This is a genomic window from Microcystis sp. M44BS1 (assembly GCF_020244875.1).
In the GTDB taxonomy this organism is placed as follows: domain Bacteria; phylum Cyanobacteriota; class Cyanobacteriia; order Cyanobacteriales; family Microcystaceae; genus Microcystis; species Microcystis panniformis.
Window position 1 is genome coordinate 1 of the sequence record NZ_JADBVM010000138.1, and the last position, 22,368, is coordinate 22,368.

A 22,368-nucleotide genomic window follows, 5' to 3' on the forward strand; every position below is an offset into this window, starting at 1 on the left:
GTGTCTGCGTTGACCTTTATATCTTTTTTCAGGTCTTGTGACATATTTTTGGATTCCCATATCCTTAATTTTTTTACCTTGTAGTGTGGCACTTGTATAGGCGATAGCTATAACAATTATCAGCTTTGATAAGTATTGCGGTGCTAATTGATAACCTTCTAAGCTACAGGGTAATCGCGCGTCGTTTTGTATAGATGGTAACAGACAAAAATCCCTAACTGTTAATTTGGTGACGACGAACTGGCCTGAGTTAATCTGAGAGGAAGTGAAAAATCCTGTATTTTAGTGGTTGAGTATGGCAGAAGGATTTGGTCCCCTAGTCTTGAACCCCAAGCAAGAGCGAGAGGCAAAACTTTTAAGAAAGAGTGTCTTGAAACATTTTCAGCACCTAGAAGACCCCAGAGCGGACAGGGGACGCAATCACAGCCTGGTATCCCTAATTGCCCTAGCCATTTTGGCGGTCTTAGCGGGTGCCGACGGGTTTGTCGCCATAGAAGCCTACGGAAAAGCCAAACAATCCTGGTTGAAAACCTTTTTGGAATTACCCAATGGGATACCTTCCCACGACACCTTGGGTCGAGTCTTAGGAATGCTAGAACCCGAGCAATTAAGGTCGGGATTCCTAGGGTGGATCGGGGAAATCACCGAAAAATTGAACCTAGAACTAATCCACATAGAGGGGAAAACCGCCAAGGGTTCCTATGACCGTGAAAAGAAACTAAAGGCTTTGCACACAGTAAGTGCTTGGAGTAGCGAACATGGGTTAGTCTTAGCCCAAGAAAAAGTGGACAGTAAATCCAATGAAATTACCGCCGTGCCGCTCAGAAGTGCAATTGCTCAATCTCAAGGGAGCGATAGTCACTTTGGATGCCATGGGAACCCAGACGGAAATTGCCCAACAAATCAAGTCTGGGGGCGGAGATTACGTCTTAGCCCTCAAAGGCAATCAGGGCAAGCTCTTTCAACAAGTAGAAGGCTGGTTTGACCAAGCTATAGCCGGGGATTGGCAAGGGATTGAATACAGCTACCACGAAAAGGTGGAGTCGGGGCATCACCGTATCGAAACCCGTCAAATTTGGGTGGTGCCGGTGTCCCAATTACCGCCCCTGCATCGGCAGAGTCTGTGGCCTGGCCTAACCACCGTAGTCATGGTTCGCAGTGTCCGCCAATTATGGAATAAAACTACTACAGAAATTCGCTTCTTCATCAGTAGTTTAGCAGCGGATGCCCAAAAACACGCCGAGGTGATTCGCGGACATTGGAGTATTGAAAATAGTCTCCATTGGGTACTCGATGTTACCTTTAATGAAGATGCCAGTCGGGTTCGTCTGGGGCAGGGAGCGGAAAACCTAGGTCTGTTGCGCCGTTTAAGTGTGAATTTGTTGAAGCGGGAGCCCTCGAAAATGAGTCTGAAAATGAAACGTTATAGGGCGAGCATGGATGATAATTTCATGGTAAAAATCTTGGAGGCCAGTGCGGTTGACTGAAAAAGGAGGTGTCAATTAGACTTGTGAGCGTTCTCGCGCAGCGAGCGCGTTGCGACCAATCCAGTCTGGAATGAAAGAACCCAGTAGATAAAGTTCCTTCTGAGTTCATCGGTTTTCGAGGATTAGAAACCCCCTAAATTTCGGAAAATTACTCGGATAGAATCGGAACAAACGCCAAAATTTAGACTAACTTCTCGGAATTCAAGGGCTCGGTCAACGCGCGATTACCCTGTTCTAAGCTATAGCCTCCCGACTTAAAATCTCGAAACATTTCCTCAATATTAAATCTTTTTTGATAGGCAATTATTGCCGTCTCTAAATCTCCAAAATTTGTCAAAATATACCAAAGTTCTTTTGTTTGAAAACCCCATAGGTTTTTTTCCACTCACCAGCTAAGTTAAACTCTCCAAATCCCTGCTCTTTTGTAAAATTGACATCCTTCAAAAATAGTTTAGTTCCTGGACTTAAACCCAATCCTCTCATTTCTTGATAAACTCCTTCCTCTGTCTTGATATTTGTGCTTTGTTTTTGTCTTAAACAAAAGTATAAACTCTGCTTTTGAAGTCACTTTCCAAGACTGACCGAGCAAAATTTTCTATCTCCTAACACCACTATTTTATGACCTGATAGCACCGTCAATATTTTCCCCAATACTCGCTGCTGTTCTTCGAGATTACTACTTCCTTTTTTATCTAATATCTCCCAATATATTGGACTAGCTCTCTTGTCATAAACTAGACTCACCATCAAGATATTTATTGCTCCCCAACTCGTCCAGTCTATGGCAATGTATATTAATCCTTTTATTGTGAATCTCTCCTGCTGTTTTAACATCTCTTTTAGGCAGAGAAACCAGATTTTTTCAATATTCAGTATTTCCAGCTTTAAAAATCTTTTTAGTTTTTTTTCCGACTCTCAAACAGGATTGGTATTGGTAGTGCTTCTGCTAATATCTCTAACTTGGCTTGCTTTAGTATTTGCAAGGTTCCAACTATCATTAACAACAGTAGATATCTGGCTCGCCCCAGTTCATTCTCTAAGACTTTCTGGTATAGTTCACTTATCATTTTCGTTATTTAGGTGATATATAGTAAATATGACTTATCTTTTTTTGGAGTCTGTGTCTGTATTCCATGCTACATAAGCTTTTCAGCTTGCTTGTCCCCCTGTCAGTCCCTAACCGCCTGAGAATTTATGCCCTGGTTTGTCAAGATAGAAAAAGGCATTGTTGATAAAGCTACTTTTGATCGCTATGTCAGCGCCCATAAGGACTATGTGCGTGATTTAATTAGCCAAGGACGAGCAGCAAAAACTGGTTATTGGGCAGAAAGGGGCGGCGGAATGTTATTATTTAAAGCCGATTCTCTTGAGGAAGCTCAGGCAATTATAGTTCGCGATCCTTTAATCGAGAATGGTTGTGTGGAATATGAACTACATGAATGGCGAATTGTCGTCGAGTAATCTAGCTTTTCAGGGAACAGTGAACAGTAATCAGTAATCAGTGAAAAGACGGCAATGTCAAGCTTTTGATTATCTAAATATTACTCCTTAAATACTGCCTAGTAGTGGGGAGATGGGGGTGGAGAGTGGAGTCAGGAGACCACTTCGTGCGCGTTGCGGGGGGAGAGGGAAGATGGGGTGCTTTTTTGCTGTGAACTGAAAACTTACATCTGATCACTGATAACTGATCCCTGATAAGCTATACTAGGGGAATTGTGCTAATAGCACGCTTGATGCTGCCGAATCATTAAATAAATTGTCCCCAGTGAATTTGAGGAATTAACTTTGTCTAAACAAGATCTCATCGAAATGGAAGGAACCGTCACCGAATCTTTGCCCAACGCCATGTTTAGGGTGGATTTAGATAACGGTTTCAACGTCTTAGCTCATATATCCGGCAAAATCCGCCGTAATTATATCAAAATCCTCCCCGGCGATCGAGTCAAAGTGGAACTGACCCCCTACGACCTAACCAAAGGCAGAATTACCTATCGCTTGAAAAATCAGAAAAAATAGCGATAAATAGGGGCAGAGAAGCCAAAAAGCCTAATAAGCAGCCAAATTTATTTTAAAAAAATAGGTGACACGAGTAAAAGAAATCTGATATAATAATAAGCTTGCAGTGTTGCCAAAATAGTTAGGCATGAAAGTTAGAGCGTCTGTCAAAAAAATGTGCGAAAAGTGCCGCGTCATCCGTCGGCGCGGTCGGGTCATGGTAATTTGTTCTAACCCCAAACACAAGCAGAGACAAGGTTAAACCACCAAAGTCACTGTCTTGGGGCAGAGAATCGTTACCGTTAATTGTAGTCGTTTTTGGAAAAAAAATCGTTCATAGGGAGAAAGAAAAAGCGTGGCAAGGATAGCTGGTGTAGACCTACCTCGCGATAAGCGTGTGGAAATCGCCCTGACCTACCTCTACGGAGTGGGTCTATCGCGTTCCCAAGAAGTCTTATCCGCGACGGGTGTTAACCCTGACACTCGGGTCAAGGATCTCAGCGATGAAGACGTGGCGGCGCTACGGACTTATATCGAAACAAATTATCAAATCGAGGGGGATTTGAGACGCTGGGAGGCGATGAACATCAAACGCCTCGCCGATATCGGCACCTATCGAGGTCGTCGGCATCGGCTAGGATTACCCGTGCGCGGGCAACGGACGCGAACCAATGCGCGGACCCGTCGCGGTCGTCGGGTGACAGTGGCAGGGAAGAAAAAAGCCCCCTCCAAGAAATAATTTTTTATTCATTGCGATATCCCCCAATCAAGAAAAACTATGGCGCGACCAACCAAAAAAACCGGACCGAAAAAACAGAAAAAAAATATTCCTACCGGAGTCGCTCACATTCAATCGACCTTCAACAATACCATTGTCACGATCGCCGATACCAAAGGCGATGTGATCTCTTGGGCATCGGCGGGATCGAGTGGTTTTAAAGGAGCCAAAAAAGGAACCCCCTTCGCCGCCCAAACCGCCGCCGATAACGCCGCCCGCCGAGCGATCGAACAGGGAATGCGTCAACTAGAAGTGATGGTTAGTGGCCCCGGGGCAGGACGGGAAACCGCAATCCGGGCCCTGCAAGGAGCAGGATTAGAAATCACCCTGATCCGGGACGTGACTCCCATCCCCCACAATGGTTGTCGTCCTCCCAAACGCCGGAGAGTGTAAACAGTGAACAGCTTTTTCAGGTGACAGGGATCTTGAGGCCGACAGCCGTTAGCTTTGAGCGCATCAGCAGCAGAATCGGGTCGTCAAAGACCATCTGCTCAAAAAGCTAAACGCCGAACGCTAAACGCTGAAAGCCAAAGAAAACTGATAACTGATAACTGATAACTGAAAACTGAACAAGGGAGGTCAATCGGTGGCGCAATTTCAAATCGAGTGTGTAGAAGCAAAAACTTACAAGAATCAGAGTCAGTACAGTAAATTCGTACTAGAACCTCTAGAAAGAGGCCAGGGTACGACCGTAGGTAATGCCCTGAGACGGATTCTCATTTCCAATCTGGAAGGGGCGGCCGTGACGGCCCTGCGGATCGCGGGAGTCAATCACGAATTTGCCACCGTCCAGGGAGTACGCGAGGACGTGATGGAACTCATGCTCAACATGAAAGAAATCATCCTCAAAAGCTACACCAATCAAACCCAGATCGGGCGTTTAGTGGCAACTGGACCAGCGACAGTAGTGGCGGCACAATTCGATTTACCCTCAGAAATCGAGATAGTTGATCGCAATCAGTACGTCGCTACCCTGGCCGAAGGGGCCAAGCTAGAGATGGAATTTCGCGTGGAAAAAGGCAAAGGCTACCGGGCGATTGATCGCAGTAAAGAAGAAGCCACTTCGCTGGACTTTCTGCAAATCGACTCGATTTTTATGCCCGTAACCAAAGTCAACTACAGCGTCGAAGATATCCGTTCCGAAAGCGGTCAAGCTAGAGATCGTCTGCTCTTAGAAATTTGGACAAACGGGAGCATTAACCCCAAAGAAGCCCTTTCCCAAGCGGCCGATATGCTGGTTAATCTCTTTAACCCGCTCAAGGATCTCAACGCCCTCGAATCCTCCGGTAACTTTGACGACCAAGAGATCAACCAAGAAAACCAAATTCCGATCGAGGAACTACAATTATCCGTGCGCGCCTACAATTGCCTAAAGCGAGCGCAGATCAACACCGTAGCCGACCTCCTCGATTACAGCCAAGAAGATCTCTTAGAAATCAAAAACTTTGGGCAGAAATCGGCGGAAGAAGTCATTGAAGCCCTACAAAAACGGTTAGGCATCACCCTACCCCAAGAAAAAAGCAAGTAAACCCAATTCCAGGAAAATACCATGAGACATCGGTGTAAAGTGCCTCAATTGGGTCTGCCGGCTGACCAAAGAAAGGCACTGCTGCGCAGCTTAGCCACCCAGCTAATTCTACATGGTCAGATCACCACCACCCTAGCGAAAGCGAAAGCGGTGCGAGCAGAGGTAGACCACATTATCACCCTAGCTAAAGACGGTTCCCTGAGCGCCCGTCGCCAAGCTATGGGCTACATCTACGACAAACAACTGGTTCATGCCCTCTTTGAAGGAGCCCAGGCCCGTTATGGCAACCGTAACGGCGGTTATACCAGGGTAGTGCGTACCCTGCGCCGTCGCGGGGATAATGCCCCCATGGCGATTATCGAACTGATGTAACGATGACAGCTTGCCCCCAGTCGCGGATCGCCCTAGTTATCCAGTATGTGGGAACTAATTTCCACGGCTGGCAACGGCAACCCCATCACAGGAGTGTGCAGGAGGAAATCGAGAAGGCTCTGGCCGATATTCTCGGTCATGACGTCACTCTGCACGGGGCCGGACGTACCGATAGCGGTGTTCACGCCGCCGCCCAAGTTGCCCATTTCCAGCAGCAGAGTCCGATCCCACCTGCCCATTGGGCCAAGGTTCTCAATGCTCGGCTAGATGACGATATCGTCATTCGGGCTTCGGCTCAGGTTCCCGATCGCTGGCACGCCCGTTTCTCGGCCCTCTGGCGACGTTATCGTTACACCCTCTATACCGACCCCATCCCCAATCTCTTTGTTAGCCCCTTTAGTTGGCACTACTACCATCGTCCCCTCGATGCCGATTTGATGGCCAGGGCCTTAAAGCCCCTATTGGGTAAGCATCATCTGGCCGCCTTTCACCGTGCCAACTCTAGCCGTGACCATTCTTGGGTAGAAGTACAGGGGGTGGAATGCTACCGTCAAGGGCCGTTTGTACAGATGGAAATTCAAGCCAATGGCTTTTTATACGGGATGGTGCGGCTATTGGTGGGAATGTTGGTGGAGGTGGGAACTGGTGAGCGATCGCTAGAAAACTTTACCGACATCTGGGTCAATCAGCGCCGAGAATTGGTCAAATACGCCGCGCCAGCTAAAGGACTATGTTTACTGCGGGTGGGTTACGCCGATTTTCCCTTTGCCGATAGCGTCTGGTGCGAGACTCAGCCTCTTTATTATTTCCGAGCAGAGGGGATAGGGGAATAGGGACATGGGGGAATAGGGAGATAGGGAAATGGGGGAATTTCAACTAAAACCCTAAAACCCTAAAACCCTAACCCCCCAACACCCAGGTGGGCAATAAAAAAAATTAATTTTTGTAAAGCAAGGCAAACTGACCATGAACAAAACACCGCTACCAAATTTAGAGACTCTAGAGCAGAAATGGTACGTCATTGATGCGGCCGATCAGCGTCTAGGTCGTCTGGCCACCGAGATCGCGATGATTCTACGGGGCAAAAATAAGGCCACCTTTACTCCCCATCTGGATACGGGGGATTTTGTCATTGTTATTAACGCCGAAAAAGTGACGGTGACGGGCAAAAAACGCCAACAGAAAGTTTATCGCCGCGACTCCGGCAGACCGGGTGGTATGAAGGTAGAAAGCTTCGATAAACTGCAAAAACGCATTCCTGAACGGATTATCGAACACGCTGTTAAGGGAATGCTCCCGAAAAATAGCTTAGGTCGGAAATTGTTCACGAAACTGAAAGTTTATGCCGGTGCGGAACACCCCCATCAGGCACAACAACCGGAAGTTTTAGCGATTAATACGATTCCCGCAGGAGGAAATTAAGTCAATGCAAGCCACGGACAGTAAAAATAAGGTAGTTTATTGGGGAACGGGACGACGCAAATCAGCGGTCGCTTCCGTGCGTCTGGTGCCGGGGACGGGGGCAATTACCGTTAACGGTCGCGATGGAGAAACCCATTTTAACCGCATTCCCACCTATATCCAGACGATTAAGGCTCCTCTGGAGACCTTGGGACTGGAAAACGAGTATGATATCATCGTTAAGGCCGAGGGCGGTGGTTTGACCGGCCAAGCGGACGCGGTGAAATTGGGTGTCGCTAGAGCTTTATGTCAATTGGCCCCGGAAAATCGTCCTCCCCTCAAGAGTGAAGGTTATCTGACTCGGGATCCCCGGGCGAAGGAACGGAAAAAATACGGTCTTCACAAAGCGCGTAAAGCGCCTCAATACTCGAAACGTTAGGTTAATAGAGAGGTTTATTATGCCGAAAAAAATTCATCCTACTTGGTATCCGGAAGCTAAGGTGATTTGTAATGGTGAAGTGGTGATGACGGTGGGTTCGACCAAACCAGAAATTCATGTGGAGGTTTGGTCTGGTAATCATCCTTTTTATACGGGAACCCAGAAGATGATCGATACGGAGGGCCGGGTCGATCGCTTCTTGCGTAAGTACAAAATGGGCGATAAGTCAAGCAAAAAGGCTGATCAGAAATAATTCTTTACTTTTGCCTTTTTGACCCGGTGGGGAAATTTTTCCGCCGGGTTTTTTGCTATTTTTAGGCTGGTAGGGTCATTATCCTAAATCCGGTTATTAAAGACTGATTATTTATTCTCCCTTTTGCATCAGTGCCTGTCTTCATACAGCGTTTCTCATAAAGATGAAGTATAATCTGATGCGGTATTGGCGATCTCATACTGTTGCCTACACCCTATTTTTAGACTCGCTCCCAGATTTACTAGCACAAGTTGCTCAAAAAGTCAAGCAAATAAAAGATACAGAGCAAAGACCAAATTTTGTCAGTTGTAGGGGACTTTTTTGCGCGTATTTAAAGGAAGGCAGCAGCTTTATTCGATTTTTCTGAACTAGAAGATTGAGAAGCTTGGTTAGGATCTCCCGGAAACTGAGCGTTCCCCAGTAAAACCGGGGAAGGAGATATATATTTTTTTACCTACCTGATACTTTTTAACAGATTAACTATCTCATCGGGGAATCTTTGCTGTAATTCTTCATCGGATAATCGCGACAACAGAATCATAAAATTTTGCCTTACTTTTTGGGTATCGGGATGATTTTCTCCTAATCTTTCTTGATAAATAGCAATAGCTCTCACATACAACGGTTCCGCTTCTGCGTATCTGCCTTGGTATTTGTATAATTCTGCTAAATTATTGAGACTGGTAGCAACATCGGGATGGTTTTCTTCTAATAGCTGTTCTATCAGAGAAAGGGAGCGCTTATACAACGATTCTGCTTCTGCGTATTTGCCTTGGTATTTGTATAATAGTGCTAAATTATTGAGACTGTTAGCAAAATAGAGATTGTTTTCTCCTAATAGCTGTTCTATCAGAGAAAGGGAGCGCTTATACAAGGGTTCCGCTTCTGCGTATCTGCCTTGGGAGCAGTATAATCCTGCTAAATTATTGAGACTGGTAGCAAAATATAGATTGTTTTCTCCTAATAGCTGTTCTATCAGAGAAAGGCATCTCTTACACAAGGGTTCCGCTTCTATGTATCTGTCTTGGCTGAGGTATAATTCTGCTAAATTATTGAGAATGTTAGCAAAATAGAGATTGTTTTCTCCTAATAGCTGTTCTATCAGAGAAAGGGAGTGCTTATACAACGATTCTGCTTCTGCGTATTTGCCTTGACAGCGGTATAATCTCGCTAAATTATCGAGCCTAATAGCAAAATCGAGATTGTTTTCTCCTAATCGCTGTTTTATCAGAGAAAGGGAGTGCTTACACAACAGTTCTCCTTCTGCGTATCTGCCTTGGAATTCATATAACACTGCTAAATTATTGAGAATGTCAGCAACAATTGGATGGTTTTCTCCTAAGCGAGATTGGATTTCTTCACAACATTTTGTTAAGGTAACTGCTGCTAAATCATATTCTCCCTGTCCCTTATAAAACAAAGCTACCCCAAGAAACACCTGAATTAAATTATCTTCCGGGTTGGGAATATCATCTAACATGGTTTGACTGACAAGTTGCAGATGGGGAATTGCGGGAGTTACCGCTGCAATAATCTCCCTTGTGGGGGTTGGTGGGATATTTTCGGCAATGGTTAACAAAGTTTCCACAAAAGCGCATCGATAAAGAGAATTTATCTGAGGAATTGCCTGTAATTGCTGTTGAAAAAATTCTCTCACGAGGGGATGAATCCGATAAAAAGAATAGTCCTCATCCACGGGTTGCATCAGATGAGAATTATCCAATTGTCCCCGCGCTTCTTCTAGTTCGCTTTCGGTAATTTCCGTGGATTTTGCCGTATCTTCTAGCAACGTCCAAGCAATAGCTACTGGTGCGAATAAACTCAACAGCATTGCCACTTTTTGAACAGCAGAACTTAAATCATCCCAACTGATTTTAATTGCGGCTGCTACCCCTAAATGTCCATAATCTTTGTGGTTTCTTTCCTTAGTTAAAGCAGTATGAGCTAAATTTAATTTATCGCGTAAATGGCTAAACTTTAAATGACGATTTTTCGCTAAATATTCCCCCACTAACTCCACTGCTAAGGTTAAGCGTCCTAAAATTTCGTGACAGATCTGTTCTACTAAAGCTTTTTCTTGCTCAACTTTAGCAGTACCAACAATTTTGGTTAATAATTCCACACATTTATCTAAGGGTAAAACATCTAAAGCTATAGACTCAAATTCCGTACTAAGACACCTTTCCCTAGTGGTGACTAATATCTTAATCCTAGAATCTTTTGGTAACATTCGATCGGGAATTCTGTCGATATTGGGGACATCATCGAGAATTAATAATAATTTTCCCTGCTGAGGTAGCCAATTTTGCCAATACCAGTACACTTGTTTTTCTAAAGATTCTTTTTTCAATATTTCTGGTAAAGATAGATAGGGACCAGCTAATTTAACTATTTCTTCTGCTAAACCCGATAGTCGCAAGGATAACCAATATTGTGCCGCGTATTCCTGTTGGTATCGTTTCGCATATTCCAAAGCTAAAGCGGTTTTTCCTATTCCCCCTAACCCTTCTACTGCACAAACAATCACCCCTTGTTCTGTTTGCAATTGCTGATGAATTAAGGTTAACTCATCTTCCCTCCCGACAAAATTAACCGTACTTTTGCCCACATTACTAGGGATAGAGGGATTACTTACTTTTTTAGACGATTTTTCACCCCTGCAATCACACGATTAAATGTGGGAAAATAACGCTTAAAAGTTGACTCAGTATCTAATTCCGCCTCGTAGGTCAGGGAAACAAAAGGCGGTATAGTAGATATAGCCGCTTTTAATTTGGCTGCTGCTGATCGCTCTGGTTGATTGAGTTTAGCCAGAATTTGGTTTAATGATTCTAAGATGTGTACAGAAGCAAGTTCAGGGGGTGGTTCTGCGGTAATTGCCGTCAATTCTGTGACAATTTCTGCTACCATTACCTCGGCATCAGGAAAAGATGCTTCTTGACTCTCGCTGGCGACTAAATCCCATTTTTCTCGTTCAAAATCCCGAATTAGTCGGCGTAAATCTTCCATCTGCTGCTTGATCCTAACTTGTTCTTCCGGTCCGATTGTGACTAAAGTGTTTCGCTTTCCCGCTAATTGTTCTTTCAAGCGTTGAATATTTTTATCGAGATTTTGTAATTCGCCAGTAGCCATGGGAAAATAAGCTTAAATTAGCCAATTAATTCAATTATGATCTAAGTAGGTAGGCGTTAAAAGTTGTCAGATACCCCCCTTATCAAGGGGGGACTAAGGGGGGATCGGCACCCCCCTTATCAAGGGGGGCAGGGGGGATCGAACCTAAAATCGATTTTTAATTTAATTATAACCAGCTACTTATCCATCTAAAAATGTCATTCCTTTGGCTGTCCCCCACTCCCCAACACCCAACCCCCTCACGGATCACAGAAAAAGCCTAGCTCAATCTGGAAATTTTGATTATGATCATTAAGTAATTGATTTGTATTTGTGATATAGATTCAAAGGAGAGAAACGGTGTCCACAGAAGTCATCGAAAAGCGTTCCACAGCGACAATCCGTAAACCAGCACCGCGTTATCGCGTTTTACTCCACAATGACGACTTTAACTCGATGGAGTATGTGGTTCAGAGTTTAATGCAAACGATCGCCGGTATGACGCAACCCCAAGCAGTCGATATCATGATGGAAGCGCACACGAATGGTACAGCCTTGGTGATTACCTGCATCCAAGAACACGCGGAATTTTACTGTGAAACCTTGAAAAATAAAGGTTTAACCAGCAGCATCGAACCCGATGAATAAAAGATTGCGGGTAATTGCCACTTACCCAGTCCCCCTGCGACTGGGAATTTTTATTTTGCTCCTACTTTTTCTCTGGTTGCCGATCGCACTTCCCCTCTATCACTTTTTTGCCACTAATGCCAATCTTGTCTCAATTTTGACCCTTTCTGTTCTCTATCTGGAATTTTTGGGGTTATCCCATTGGTGGGGACGGACAATTTATGGCGATGAGGGATTAGCCGATTATGGGTTGATTTGGCGAAGAAAAACGCCGATCGAGTTAATTAACGGGTTAGCGATCGGTTTATTTTTCACTTTCTCGCTTTTTCTGTCCCAAGCGTTCCTAGGTTGGTTAAATTTCTTACCCGCAAATCCCCAAATCAGCAAAATCATCCTGGAGGGGTTTTTAGTCGCTTTAGCGGTGGGTTTTGCCGAAGAATTGCTATTTCGGGGCTGGTTACTGGGAGAATTAGAAAAGGATTATCGTCCCGCTATCGCTCTAGTGATTAGTGCCTTAATTTTCGCTCTTGCTCACTTTATTAAACCTTTAGCCGAAATTATCCGCACTTTTCCCCAATTTCCTGCCTTAGTCTTGCTAGGATTAATTCTCGGTTGGGCAAAACGCGCCTGTGGTGGTAGTTTGGGTAAAAGTATCGGTCTGCACGCGGGTTTAATCTGGGCATACTATATATTAAATGTGGGTCAGTTAATTAAATACACTGGTACTGTTCCCGATTGGTTAACTGGAATCGATAAAAATCCTTTAGCGGGAGTGATGGGTTTACTTTTCCTGACAATTCTCGCTATCTGGATCAGAAAAAAAGCAGTTTTGAGTGAACGATAGGGGATTAAATCAATTACTATAAAGGGGAAATTGCCCATGAGAGTTATAACCGATGAATCGATTATTATCTTTTCTAGAATATCGCCCGCGTTTGCGTAATATCCTATCTTTTTGTTTCTCTCTTATCGTCATGCTGTTGATCGGTGTAGGCAAAGTCACAGCACAAGATTTAAATAATTCTACTCTGGATTTAGTTGCTAATCTCTGGATGTTAATAGCCGGCTCGTTAGTATTCTTTATGAATGCGGGTTTTGCCATGCTGGAAACGGGTTTTTGTCGTACTAATAACGCCACTAATGTCTTAGCTAAAAACCTAATTGTCTTCTGTGTTTCTGCCTTGGCTTATTGGATGTTTGGTTTCGGTTTAATGTTTGGCAATACATCTGAACTGGGAAATAGTTTCTCTGGTGATACAGGATTTTTCTTGGAAATTTTAACCCCCAATAATCAATACAGTCAATTCCAAGAACTGTGGACAGGTCGTTCAATTGCCACTTTATTTTTCTTTCAATTAACTTTTGCGGGAACTGCGGCGACCATTGTATCGGGAGCAGTGGCAGAAAGGGTTAAATTTTGGGCATTTTTGCTATTTAGTTTCTTTTTAGTCGCTTTTTCTTATTCTCTGACAGGACATTGGATTTGGTCATCAGAAGGGTGGTTATATAACTTATTTAAGTTTCGAGATTTTGCCGGTTCAACGGTGGTGCATTCGGTGGGAGGAATGGCCGGATTAGTGGGTGCTTGGTTGCTAAAACCGAGAGATGGACGCTTTGGTTATAATCGCAAAACCGATAGTTATGAAGAAAAAGAAAGAGGAAATTTTGCACCCCATCAGTTAGGATTTGCAACCCTTGGTTGTTTCATTCTTTGGTTAGGATGGTTTGGTTTTAATGGTGGTTCGGCGGTAAATTTGGATAATGTCCCTATGGCAATTACTACCACGATGATTGCCGCTGCCGCTGGGGGAGTTTTGGCATTAATTCTTAATCCTTTAATCGGTCGCAAAGCCAGTTTATCGACAATTATTAATGGCATTTTAGGGGGATTAGTGGGGATCACGGCATCATCAGGTTATGTTAATATCAGATCAGCTATTATCATTGGTGGCATTAGTGGCATTATTGTCTTATTAGGAGAAGAATTTTTAATTAAAACTAAAGTAATTGATGATCCAGTGGGAGCAATTCCAGTACATCTTTTTTGTGGTTTTTGGGGAACAATGGCGGTGGGTTTCTTTAGTACCAAAGGTGCGGGAGAATTCGCCCGTGGAGCCGCACAGGATAATTGGCTATCTCAAGTCGCTTTTCAATTTTTTGGATGGATTGTAGTCATGGCATTTACTTTTATTTTTAGTTTAATTCTCTGGCTAATGATTGGCAATATCCTCTATTATATGCAAGTATTTGTTTTGCGTCAAAAGAATCCACAGGTTAATTTTTCTCCTGTTGTCAGGAGTCAATCCTTCAATGTTTCTGACCTATTCTCTCTAGTTTGGTCACGGGGAAGAGAAGGAATCCGAGTATCATTATCCGATGAGTTAACGGGTAGTGATGGGGTATTTAGTGATTGAAAAATTAATGTTTATTCAATAAGTTTTTGGCAATCTGGATTATCTTGCAAAGCTCGATCGATGCGCGATTTCCAATATCTGTCATTATGCCAACTTTTTGCCCAAGATTGAGCTTCTTTAAAGTTATCAGAAGTTGGGGGGATTTTGCACAAAATTTCAAAACCACCTTCTCTACCCGGCACATCAGCGACAAAATTATTTTTAGCTAGTCCTACTGCTTGCTGAATTAACTTTAATTCAGTTAATTGAGTCCCACACTTTTCAGGAAACTGATCACCTTGTTTCCTTTTCAAGTCTTGCAGTTGTTGAATATTCTTTTCTAAGGTAATATTAAGATCTCGTTTAGTACAAATTTCTGGAATACTAGGTGATGGTGGGGGTGTCACCACGACATTAGGAGTCTTTTCAGGAGTCTTGAATGACAAGAAAGTAAATCCAAGAAAGCCTAATAGTGCCAAGAAAGATAATATTTTAGTTAAACCAGCAGGAGAATTCTCCACATTAACCAATTTTTCTAATTCCTGTCTAACCCATTGAACATTAAATACTTCTTTATAAATTCGATTGGTAACTTCTAGATACTCATCATTTTTAATCACTAATTCTGCTTGCTGAAGTGGCAATTTTTCCGGTTTATTATCAGCAAAGACTCTCCCTTGCAAAATGTCTTGATAGATTTCTAATGTTGACCTAACATTTTTATCAGGAGTTAAGAGACTGTTTTGTATTTTATGGAGATGGGCTGCCGCTTTATTTTGTAACCAATTTTCTACGATATTCTTCTGAATCAATTGTTCAATTACTGGTTTTTCTTCTCCTTTCCGCAACTCATTTTTATTGTCGATTAGCAAACCGATAACTATTTCCGTTAACTCCAAGTTACCACCCGTCCAAGCTAAAGTTTCCTCAATTAAAGCTGCTCGTTGATTCTCCTCAAATTTGGGCGTTAATTGTTTTTCAGCCAGTTGATATGCTTCCCCTTGACGTGCTATCTGTGCTTTTCGTTTGGCTGCGATTTCACTTAACTCTAAAAAACGCTTTTCTGACTCATTAATATCTTGATTTTTACTCCAAGTTAAAGCTTCTGCTAAATCTTGATCAGAAAGAAGTTTAGTGGCATCTTCCCCTGAATTTAACCAAACTTCGTACTTTTCAATGTATGGAGGGATTTTATTTAATTCCGTTGTCACCCAAGTTTCATTAAAAACATTTCTATAAATCTTATTATAAACTTTTAACTTTTGTCGGTCTTGAACTACCAATCCCGTTAAGCGTAATTCTATTTGATCGGGACTACCATCATCGGTAATTTCACCATTTTTTAAAATTTCTAGGTAAAGCTTCAGCATTCTTCTACCCGTGACACGCTTATTTAATAAACGATTCCGAATAGTTTTTAGGTGTTCTGGACTATCTTGAGATACCCAGTTACTAATTACTTGCGACTGGATAAAATCGCCGACATTAATCGGGGTTGCTGGGGATTCCTTGCCAAATCCAGGGCGAGATGTGGAGATTAAATGACAAATTTTTTGAGTTAAAAATGGTTGTCCACCTGTCCATTCTATAACCTCCTCTAAAACCCGTTGCGGTTCGATAACTTTGTCCTGCAATCCCTCGGCAAGTTTTCTGGCATCCTTTATAGTAAATCCAGATAATCGAATATCTTGACCAATATTAAAAGGACTACGATTATTATCTCGAATAAAGTTAGAAACTGCCGCTACCCCCAACATACAAAAGGTTAGACGTTGGTAATCGCTATTATTATTATGAGGACGTTTTTCATGACAGCTACGCAGCCAAGCAAAGAAATCATCTGTGGAAAATTTTAAACTCAGAACGCTATCAATTTCATCGAAACAGATAACAATAGGTCGGGATACTTCCCTTAAGAGAATTTCCTCAACAAATTCATCAAGACGATTAATAGCTGATTTATAGGCTCGTTCATCCCACCAAGTTTGCTCTTTTCCCCGAATAGAAAGATCAAATCGTTTAACCAGTTGCTCAAATAATACTCGATACCAAATATCTTCGGATATGTTTTTTCCTATACCACTCAAATCAATGGTAGCACAATCAATATTATCCTCTTGCAGTCGTTTTTGTGTCTGTGCCCACAAACTTGATTTTCCCATCTGACGGGAATTTAACACATAGCAATACTGTCCATTTTTTAGATAGTTATAAAATAGATCATCTGCTTCCCGCTTGATATAACTAGGTGCATCTAGGGGAACGCTGCCTCCAACATGATAAAAATTGTTCGCCATAGGATTAAAATTAGCAATTTGTCTGATTAGTTAATTTTGATGAATAATTTAATCAAAGGTTATCTGTGCCTAACTCAATATATCGGATTTTAGGAGGATAGGCGATACCTAAAATAGTTGCTGTATAGTGGATAACGGGGTTGAACAGCATTCTGCACAAAGGTTACTAATCCTAAACTATGAAGTTGCCAATTAATTGTTGCACCTAAATCAACGGGAGAAGACGACTCTACAACCTTTTTCATTCCTGCTGCTAGGTTTGGATGTTCTTGTAAGTTTAGCAAATGTCCTCGTAAATGATCCCCATAAATTCCCGCTTCCGTGGCTGCTGTCTCTAAAAAATCTGCTAAAGACATTTGTTTTTGGGTAATCCCATAAATCGCTTTTTGGATTAAATAGGGATGTCCCCCGACAAGATTAATTATTTTTTGCAGTTCATCTTTTCCCAAGTTAGCCTGATATTTATTGGCTAGAGTCAAGACCTGTTCTAGAGTAAAATCAGGTAACAGTATTTCTGTTCCTACATTCACAGGAGATTTATTCAGGTCAGCAGGAACATAATTTTCTGTGGAATAGGTGATAATTAAGTGTAACTTTTGCCAAGTATTATTATTTTTTGCCTCCTCGTGCCAAAGACGAAATAAACTAAGGAAATCGTCGGCAACGCTGGTATAGGTAAAGAGACTATCTATCTCCTCTAAAACTAAAATTAGGGGTTTATCCAGCTTTTTGAGCAAATGGTCTTCAAAATAGGCAGTACAGCTATAAAGTCCTAATCCTTCTTGCCATTTTTCCTGAAAGAGAGCTGCTAACCCTAATTTCTTGGAAATAATCAAGGCAAACCAAGAGAGCAATCGGTCTAAATCGCCGATAATTCCTTTACTTGCTTGTAAAAAACTCAAACTGACAGTTTTATACTGTCTTTTGTCAACTTGACTCAAAATTCTATCGACTAATAGGGTTTTACCCATCCCCTTGGCTGATTTAATCCGCAACAATGAACCTGCTTGACGCACCGTCTCCAGACAAAGCTGTTCCACTGGAGGACGTTCAATATACTTGGAAAAATCCGCAGCCCGGTTTTCTCCCTCATCCTCAGACGTGGCAGCCGGTGTTTCCTCCAACTCATCCCAGTCAGCGATTTCTCGATAATCAAGGCCTAATTTTTGACAAATTTCATAAAAATTGAGATTACTAATCGGTTTACCGTTAAGAAAAAGACTAATAGTCGATTTTGCGAACCCTAACTCCTCAGCAAGCAGCTGTTGAGTTGCGAAACTATTGCGTTTAACTGCTTGTTTGACTCTAGGGATATATTCCGATTTTACTTTAAGCGATCGCCCCATAACCGTGAAGATTATTGAAAAATGAATGACAACCTAATCTTATCTCAAATAAATCAAACGTATCTCAGACATTTACTCAAACGTATCACAAAAAACTCAGACATATCTCAGACATTTTAAATTGTTCTATCAGAACCTATAGATTCAGATACAACTTAGTCTTCAAATAAAAGTCAGACAAATATAATTTGTATATCAGGATTTCTATTCATAGACTCATGCTTTGATAGCCGACACTAAGAGTACAAAAGTACAAAAGAAATTCTGAGGCAACCACCATGCGTTCCCTGAAAAAATGCCTATCTATAGCTTTCATCACCCTAGGCCTATTGCTCCCTTTCTGGGGAGATAATGTCCAAGAACAAGTAAAGTCAACTAAGTTTATCGATACTCTTGAGCTTATTGTTCAGGGCATCAAACTATTTGTAGAGGAGGAATAGGTCAATAAATGTAGGGGCGCAATGTGGTCAGTGAGTTGCTCGAACTGCTTGCGCCCATAATGTAAGATTGTGAACATTTCACCAAAAAGTAACTGGTAGGCATCATTCTATACTATAATCAGTACAGTCATGAACTAGGCTCCTGTCCATCTGACTTGATTGACGTTTTATCTAATTTGGTTTATACCCCTCAGCAACATTCCTAAATTTATTGGAATTTTATGGCTAAAACAACTGATACCAATTATTTAACCTCCGCGGAGAAGTCTCTTTTATCTGATTTACTCAAAGTTAGGGCTGCCACTGTCGTAAGCTTTAAAATTGAAACAGATAGAGTTGGAGAAGCTGACTTACAACGTAAATTAGTAGAACTAAAGGACAAAGGCTATATCAAAGTCAATAAACAAAAAAACTACGAAATCTTTACTCCCACTTGGAAAACTCGTTGGCTGAGGGTAAATGGTATTTTGTAGTCAGGTTCTAACGGAATTAGATAAGTTTCCTTTTTTCAGTTCATTCACCCATTACCTATTTTTGGTAGATTCTCAGACAACTGCTGCCACCGACCTTTCTAGTGAAATACAGAAATTTGTGGAAGGACATCGGTGGTCTTTTGTGGTGACTGCGATAATTATTGGAGTAGCAGTTGAAACTAGAATTAGCTATTTCTCAGCTTTTAGGATTCGTCATTTATTTCCTAATTTAAAAAAGGATTTTTTAGATACTTTTGTTCGTTTATTAACTGTCAAAATTGTTATATCAATACTCTTATACCTTTTCATTCAATTTATATTTTCTCTATTAAGCTCGATCGAGGATAATGTATATGTTGGTTTAATCATTGCTCTGGTCTTCGGTTTTATTATTAGTTCCTTAAACCCTAATTTAGAACAAATTGACCAAGTAATGGGTGGATTTAGCCTATCTACAATTAATCCTGTCTCCAGTCTGATCAAAAAGCTATTAGAGTTGTACCAAGGATTTCAAATATCTATTATGGAGACTTTCGACGAGAAATTGGCATCGGAGAGAAACAGACTATATGATGATACCAGACATGAATTTGATCGTTTTCAAAGACTTACTATTCAAAAATACATCGAAGAATTAATCGGGAGATATACACTGGAAAAAAAGCAAAAGAACTATCAAAGAAGATTAGACGCTATTCTAGGAGGATTTAGTGGCAGCGATCAGAAAGAAGAATTAATATGGTTATTATTTACTATGGGTTTTACTGATGAAGATATTAATAAAATTAGAGATAACCCAACACAATCAATAATTTTAAAAAGACTGCGAGAAATAGAACAGGAGAATAGTACGATAAATTAAACGTCGGTCAGTTAATTAAATACACTGGTACTGTTCCCGATTGGTTAACCGGAATCGATAAAAATCCTTGAGAGGGAGTGATAGGTTGACTTTTCCTGACAATTCTCGCTATCTGGATCAGAAAAAAGCAGTTTTAAGTGAACGATAGGGGATTAAATCAATTACCATAAAGGGGAAATTGCCCATGAGAGTTATAACCGATGAATCGATTATTATCTTTTCTAGAATATCGCCCGCGTTTGCGTAATATCCTATCTTTTTATTTCTCTCTTATCGTCATGCTGTTGATCGGTGTAGGCAAAGTCACAGCACAAGATTTAAATAAATGACGTAATCTTGTATTTTCTCCCTCTACCCTTGTCCTATAAGTTTTGCTAACAATCTGATCCCCGTCAGGGATAAATATTGGATACACTGGATTTCCATCACTTACCCAAAAATAACATTGCCAAAATGAGATAGCTTGCCATAAACGTTGAAATGTGTCTGCACTATGTTGCCGAAGGCACTCGCCTTGGGAGACCACCAATTACCCATCCAAGAATTCCATCTCGAAAGTGGTCAACAGCGTAATTTCAGTTCCGGTGCTGATTCGGATCATCTTTCAATTTGACAACGCCTAAAAATTTCACTTAACCCCTCTCCCAAGAGGGATAAACCCACCACCATCGTGGTCATTGCTAATCCGGGGAATAAAGTGGTCCACCAGATACCTGTAGATAAATCCGCCAAAGCTTCCTTGAGATCATGACCCCATTCCGGCACTTCTTCTGGTAATCCTAAGCCTAAAAAGCCTAAACCGCCTAAAACCAGGATCGCATCTGCTGCGTTGAGGGTAAAAAGAACCGGGACACTCTGGACGACATTAAAGAAAAGATATTTTGATAATATACGACCCGGTGTAGCCCCGATCGCTCGGGCCGCTTCGATAAATAACTCATTTTTAACGCTGGCGGTTTGATTTCTGACCACGCGAAAATATTGAGGAATATAGGCAATACTAACAGCGATCGCTACATTGAGGATACCACGACCCAAAACGAAAGCGAGAGCCACCGATAATAATAACCCCGGCAAGGTGTAGAGGGTATCCATGAGAAAGAGGAGAACGCGATCGATCTTACCTCCCAAATAACCGCTAATTAGTCCTAAAGGAACCCCGATGACTAAAGATAATCCTGTGGCCAAAAATACCACGGACAAGGCCGCTCGCGCCCCGAATAGGGTGCGGGAAAAGACATCATAACCGCGCACATTCGTCCCGAACCAATGGGCGGAACTGGGGGGTTGTAGGGGATAATTGCTTAAAATCTCGGTTGGATCCTGAATCAGGCCGATCGCTTGCAGAAGGGGCGAAAACAGGGCAATCAGGATAAAAATAATTGTCAATACCAACCCAACCCCTAGGAGCTTAGTGGTTAGGTTGGGTTTCAGAAAAGGATCGATCGGCAATTTAACAGGAGTCATCGACAAAATTCAGCCATGGCATAGAACGCTAATTGTAGAAGACAAGGCTAACCTGCGACAAGAGCAGTGTTTTTTTCAGACAGCCGGGGCCGAAACGACCATAAACCAGAGCAAGACTGCTAAAGCTAAAACAGTTAGTTTAATCAGGATATAAAGCAGTCCGTTGGGATAAAGGAGATCGTGAAACATATTACCTCCTCGGGAGAGAGTAGCGATTGTCCCTCTCTATCTTTGATCCTAAGTCTTTTTCTGTTCACCTGACGCACAACTTAACAAAACGTGCGATTATAGGGAAAAAGATTTTTTTTACTAGCTATGGCATTACTGACCACAGGAAAACCATTTATTCGCGATCTGGAACAATACGGCGCTTTAGGCGTTTACGCACCCTTAGAAGGGGGTTACGAGGGACGCTATCAAAGACGTTTGCGGGCCACTGGTTACAATGTCCTGCATATCACCGCTAGAGGTCTAGGGGATTTAAGTGCCTATCTTACCGGTATTCATGGAGTCCGTCCCCCCCATTTAGGTAAAAAAAATATTGGTCGGGAAGCAGCCGTGGGACCGGTTTATTTTATTCCTCCCATTGCTACCTATCAATTGGAAAATTTACCCCCCAAATCTAAAGGTTTAGTGATTTGGATTATTGAAAGTTTTGTTTTATCCTCGGAAGAAAAACAATACTTAATTAATCTTAGTCAACAGGAACCTCGGTTAAAATTTGTCCTCGAGTTGGGTGGGGAAAGATATTTCCGTTGGCAACCTTTGAGCAAATCCTTAATCGCTGCCTAAATTACCGAAATAACACGGGTACCGAAAGATATCCCCCTCAACCCCTCTCCCCGGAGAGGGAGACTTCAATTCTTGAGAGTTTGTTGTTCCTTTCTCACCCTTTGGTAGCTATTTATTTAAGTAGGGAGGCACAATTCTTTGTAGGATGGGTTAGCGGTAGCGTAACCCATGCGGGAGTTGGGTTTCATGCTTCAACCCAACCTACGTTCATCTTATATTTAATTCCACCCACCCACTTAATTTTCTTAATTTTGCGAGTTGGTCTAGGTGAATTTGCAATAATATGGGATATCGTTGCCGCAAAAAA

23 protein-coding genes and 3 pseudogenes are annotated in these 22,368 nt (G+C 42.2%); 19 read left to right on the top strand and 7 right to left on the bottom strand.

The window, feature by feature from the left end; translation table 11 throughout:
- Positions 1-322 precede the first annotated feature (322 nt).
- Positions 323-1,487 (top strand): annotated as a pseudogene (locus IM515_RS11275) (ISAs1 family transposase).
- Between the two features lie 564 nt (positions 1,488-2,051).
- Here the strand turns inward: IM515_RS11275 and IM515_RS11280 are convergent.
- The gene (locus tag IM515_RS11280) at positions 2,052-2,321 is read right to left on the bottom strand and encodes a hypothetical protein (protein ID WP_287627690.1); all 270 of its coding nucleotides are present in this window, start codon (positions 2,319-2,321) and stop codon (positions 2,052-2,054) included.
- A gap of 360 nt (positions 2,322-2,681) precedes the next feature.
- Between IM515_RS11280 and IM515_RS11285 the strand changes: the two genes are divergently transcribed.
- The 11 genes from IM515_RS11285 (at position 2,682) to rpmE (ending at position 8,253) form a co-directional block, all read left to right on the top strand.
- A complete protein-coding gene (locus IM515_RS11285; protein WP_108935584.1) occupies positions 2,682-2,948 on the top strand; it encodes a YciI family protein in 267 nt (88 codons plus the stop codon).
- Positions 2,949-3,272: 324 nt separating this feature from the next.
- Positions 3,273-3,503 carry a translation initiation factor IF-1 gene (gene infA / locus IM515_RS11290; RefSeq protein WP_002737109.1) on the top strand — a complete coding sequence of 77 codons (231 nt, stop codon included), beginning with the start codon at positions 3,273-3,275 and terminating at the stop codon, positions 3,501-3,503.
- 127 nt (positions 3,504-3,630) lie between these two features.
- The gene (gene rpmJ / locus IM515_RS11295; RefSeq protein ID WP_012593611.1) at positions 3,631-3,744 is read left to right on the top strand and encodes a 50S ribosomal protein L36; all 114 of its coding nucleotides are present in this window, start codon (positions 3,631-3,633) and stop codon (positions 3,742-3,744) included.
- A 93-nt stretch (positions 3,745-3,837) separates the two neighbouring features.
- Entirely contained in the window at positions 3,838-4,221 is a 384-nt protein-coding gene (gene rpsM / locus IM515_RS11300; RefSeq protein WP_002735415.1) for a 30S ribosomal protein S13, read from the top strand.
- A gap of 39 nt (positions 4,222-4,260) precedes the next feature.
- Positions 4,261-4,653, top strand: coding sequence for a 30S ribosomal protein S11 (rpsK, locus tag IM515_RS11305; protein ID WP_002735413.1), 393 nt, complete (start codon positions 4,261-4,263; stop codon positions 4,651-4,653).
- A gap of 193 nt (positions 4,654-4,846) precedes the next feature.
- On the top strand, positions 4,847-5,788 hold the full coding sequence (locus tag IM515_RS11310) for a DNA-directed RNA polymerase subunit alpha (protein ID WP_002766101.1): 942 nt from the start codon (positions 4,847-4,849) through the stop codon (positions 5,786-5,788).
- A 21-nt stretch (positions 5,789-5,809) separates the two neighbouring features.
- Complete coding sequence (gene rplQ / locus IM515_RS11315) at positions 5,810-6,160, top strand: 50S ribosomal protein L17 (protein ID WP_002760055.1); 351 nt, start codon at positions 5,810-5,812, stop codon at positions 6,158-6,160.
- Positions 6,161-6,162: 2 nt separating this feature from the next.
- The gene (gene truA, locus IM515_RS11320) at positions 6,163-6,993 is read left to right on the top strand and encodes a tRNA pseudouridine(38-40) synthase TruA (protein ID WP_287627689.1); all 831 of its coding nucleotides are present in this window, start codon (positions 6,163-6,165) and stop codon (positions 6,991-6,993) included.
- 133 nt (positions 6,994-7,126) lie between these two features.
- Entirely contained in the window at positions 7,127-7,582 is a 456-nt protein-coding gene (gene rplM, locus IM515_RS11325; protein ID WP_002735375.1) for a 50S ribosomal protein L13, read from the top strand.
- A gap of 4 nt (positions 7,583-7,586) precedes the next feature.
- Entirely contained in the window at positions 7,587-8,000 is a 414-nt protein-coding gene (gene rpsI, locus IM515_RS11330) for a 30S ribosomal protein S9 (RefSeq protein WP_002737094.1), read from the top strand.
- A gap of 19 nt (positions 8,001-8,019) precedes the next feature.
- Entirely contained in the window at positions 8,020-8,253 is a 234-nt protein-coding gene (gene rpmE / locus IM515_RS11335; protein WP_002735793.1) for a 50S ribosomal protein L31, read from the top strand.
- Positions 8,254-8,707: 454 nt separating this feature from the next.
- Here the strand turns inward: rpmE and IM515_RS11340 are convergent, their stop codons facing one another.
- Positions 8,708-10,861, bottom strand: coding sequence for a tetratricopeptide repeat protein (locus IM515_RS11340; protein ID WP_287627688.1), 2,154 nt, complete (start codon positions 10,859-10,861; stop codon positions 8,708-8,710).
- Between the two features lie 23 nt (positions 10,862-10,884).
- Complete coding sequence (locus IM515_RS11345) at positions 10,885-11,385, bottom strand: hypothetical protein (protein WP_193960941.1); 501 nt, start codon at positions 11,383-11,385, stop codon at positions 10,885-10,887.
- Positions 11,386-11,724: 339 nt separating this feature from the next.
- On the opposite strand from IM515_RS11345, the gene clpS reads away from it, so the two are divergent.
- The 3 genes from clpS to IM515_RS11360 are packed head-to-tail and all read left to right on the top strand — an operon-like array spanning position 11,725 to position 14,405.
- Positions 11,725-12,012, top strand: coding sequence for an ATP-dependent Clp protease adapter ClpS (gene clpS, locus IM515_RS11350; protein WP_002738526.1), 288 nt, complete (start codon positions 11,725-11,727; stop codon positions 12,010-12,012).
- Positions 12,005-12,835, top strand: coding sequence for a CPBP family intramembrane glutamic endopeptidase (locus IM515_RS11355; protein ID WP_149988493.1), 831 nt, complete (start codon positions 12,005-12,007; stop codon positions 12,833-12,835). The genes clpS and IM515_RS11355 overlap by 8 nt, the downstream gene beginning before the upstream one ends.
- 52 nt (positions 12,836-12,887) lie before the next feature.
- On the top strand, positions 12,888-14,405 hold the full coding sequence (locus IM515_RS11360) for an ammonium transporter (protein WP_287627687.1): 1,518 nt from the start codon (positions 12,888-12,890) through the stop codon (positions 14,403-14,405).
- Between the two features lie 11 nt (positions 14,406-14,416).
- Here the strand turns inward: IM515_RS11360 and IM515_RS11365 are convergent, their stop codons facing one another.
- Entirely contained in the window at positions 14,417-16,681 is a 2,265-nt protein-coding gene (locus tag IM515_RS11365) for an AAA-like domain-containing protein (RefSeq protein ID WP_287627686.1), read from the bottom strand.
- A gap of 89 nt (positions 16,682-16,770) precedes the next feature.
- Positions 16,771-18,027 (bottom strand): AAA-like domain-containing protein, encoded by a 1,257-nt coding sequence (locus tag IM515_RS11370; protein ID WP_287627685.1) that lies wholly within the window; start codon positions 18,025-18,027, stop codon positions 16,771-16,773.
- 661 nt (positions 18,028-18,688) lie between these two features.
- On the opposite strand from IM515_RS11370, the gene IM515_RS11375 reads away from it, so the two are divergent.
- The 3 genes and pseudogenes from IM515_RS11375 to IM515_RS26135 all read left to right on the top strand — a co-directional run.
- Positions 18,689-18,940: a hypothetical protein gene (locus IM515_RS11375; protein WP_287627684.1), complete on the top strand. Its 252-nt coding sequence runs from the start codon at positions 18,689-18,691 to the stop codon at positions 18,938-18,940.
- On the top strand, positions 18,927-19,802 hold the full coding sequence (locus tag IM515_RS11380) for a hypothetical protein (RefSeq protein WP_287627683.1): 876 nt from the start codon (positions 18,927-18,929) through the stop codon (positions 19,800-19,802). The genes IM515_RS11375 and IM515_RS11380 overlap by 14 nt, the downstream gene beginning before the upstream one ends.
- Positions 19,790-19,891 (top strand): annotated as a pseudogene (locus IM515_RS26135) (CPBP family intramembrane glutamate endopeptidase); the annotation flags it as partial. The gene IM515_RS11380 and the pseudogene IM515_RS26135, both read left to right, overlap by 13 nt.
- A gap of 236 nt (positions 19,892-20,127) precedes the next feature.
- On the opposite strand, the pseudogene IM515_RS11385 reads toward IM515_RS26135, so the two are convergent.
- A pseudogene (locus tag IM515_RS11385) lies at positions 20,128-20,371 on the bottom strand (IS1-like element transposase); the annotation flags it as partial.
- Between the two features lie 28 nt (positions 20,372-20,399).
- The gene (locus tag IM515_RS11390; RefSeq protein WP_287627682.1) at positions 20,400-21,269 is read right to left on the bottom strand and encodes an ABC transporter permease; all 870 of its coding nucleotides are present in this window, start codon (positions 21,267-21,269) and stop codon (positions 20,400-20,402) included.
- A gap of 315 nt (positions 21,270-21,584) precedes the next feature.
- Between IM515_RS11390 and IM515_RS11395 the strand changes: the two genes are divergently transcribed.
- Positions 21,585-22,061, top strand: coding sequence for an NAD(P)H-quinone oxidoreductase subunit N (locus IM515_RS11395; RefSeq protein WP_002747620.1), 477 nt, complete (start codon positions 21,585-21,587; stop codon positions 22,059-22,061).
- Positions 22,062-22,368 lie beyond the last annotated feature (307 nt).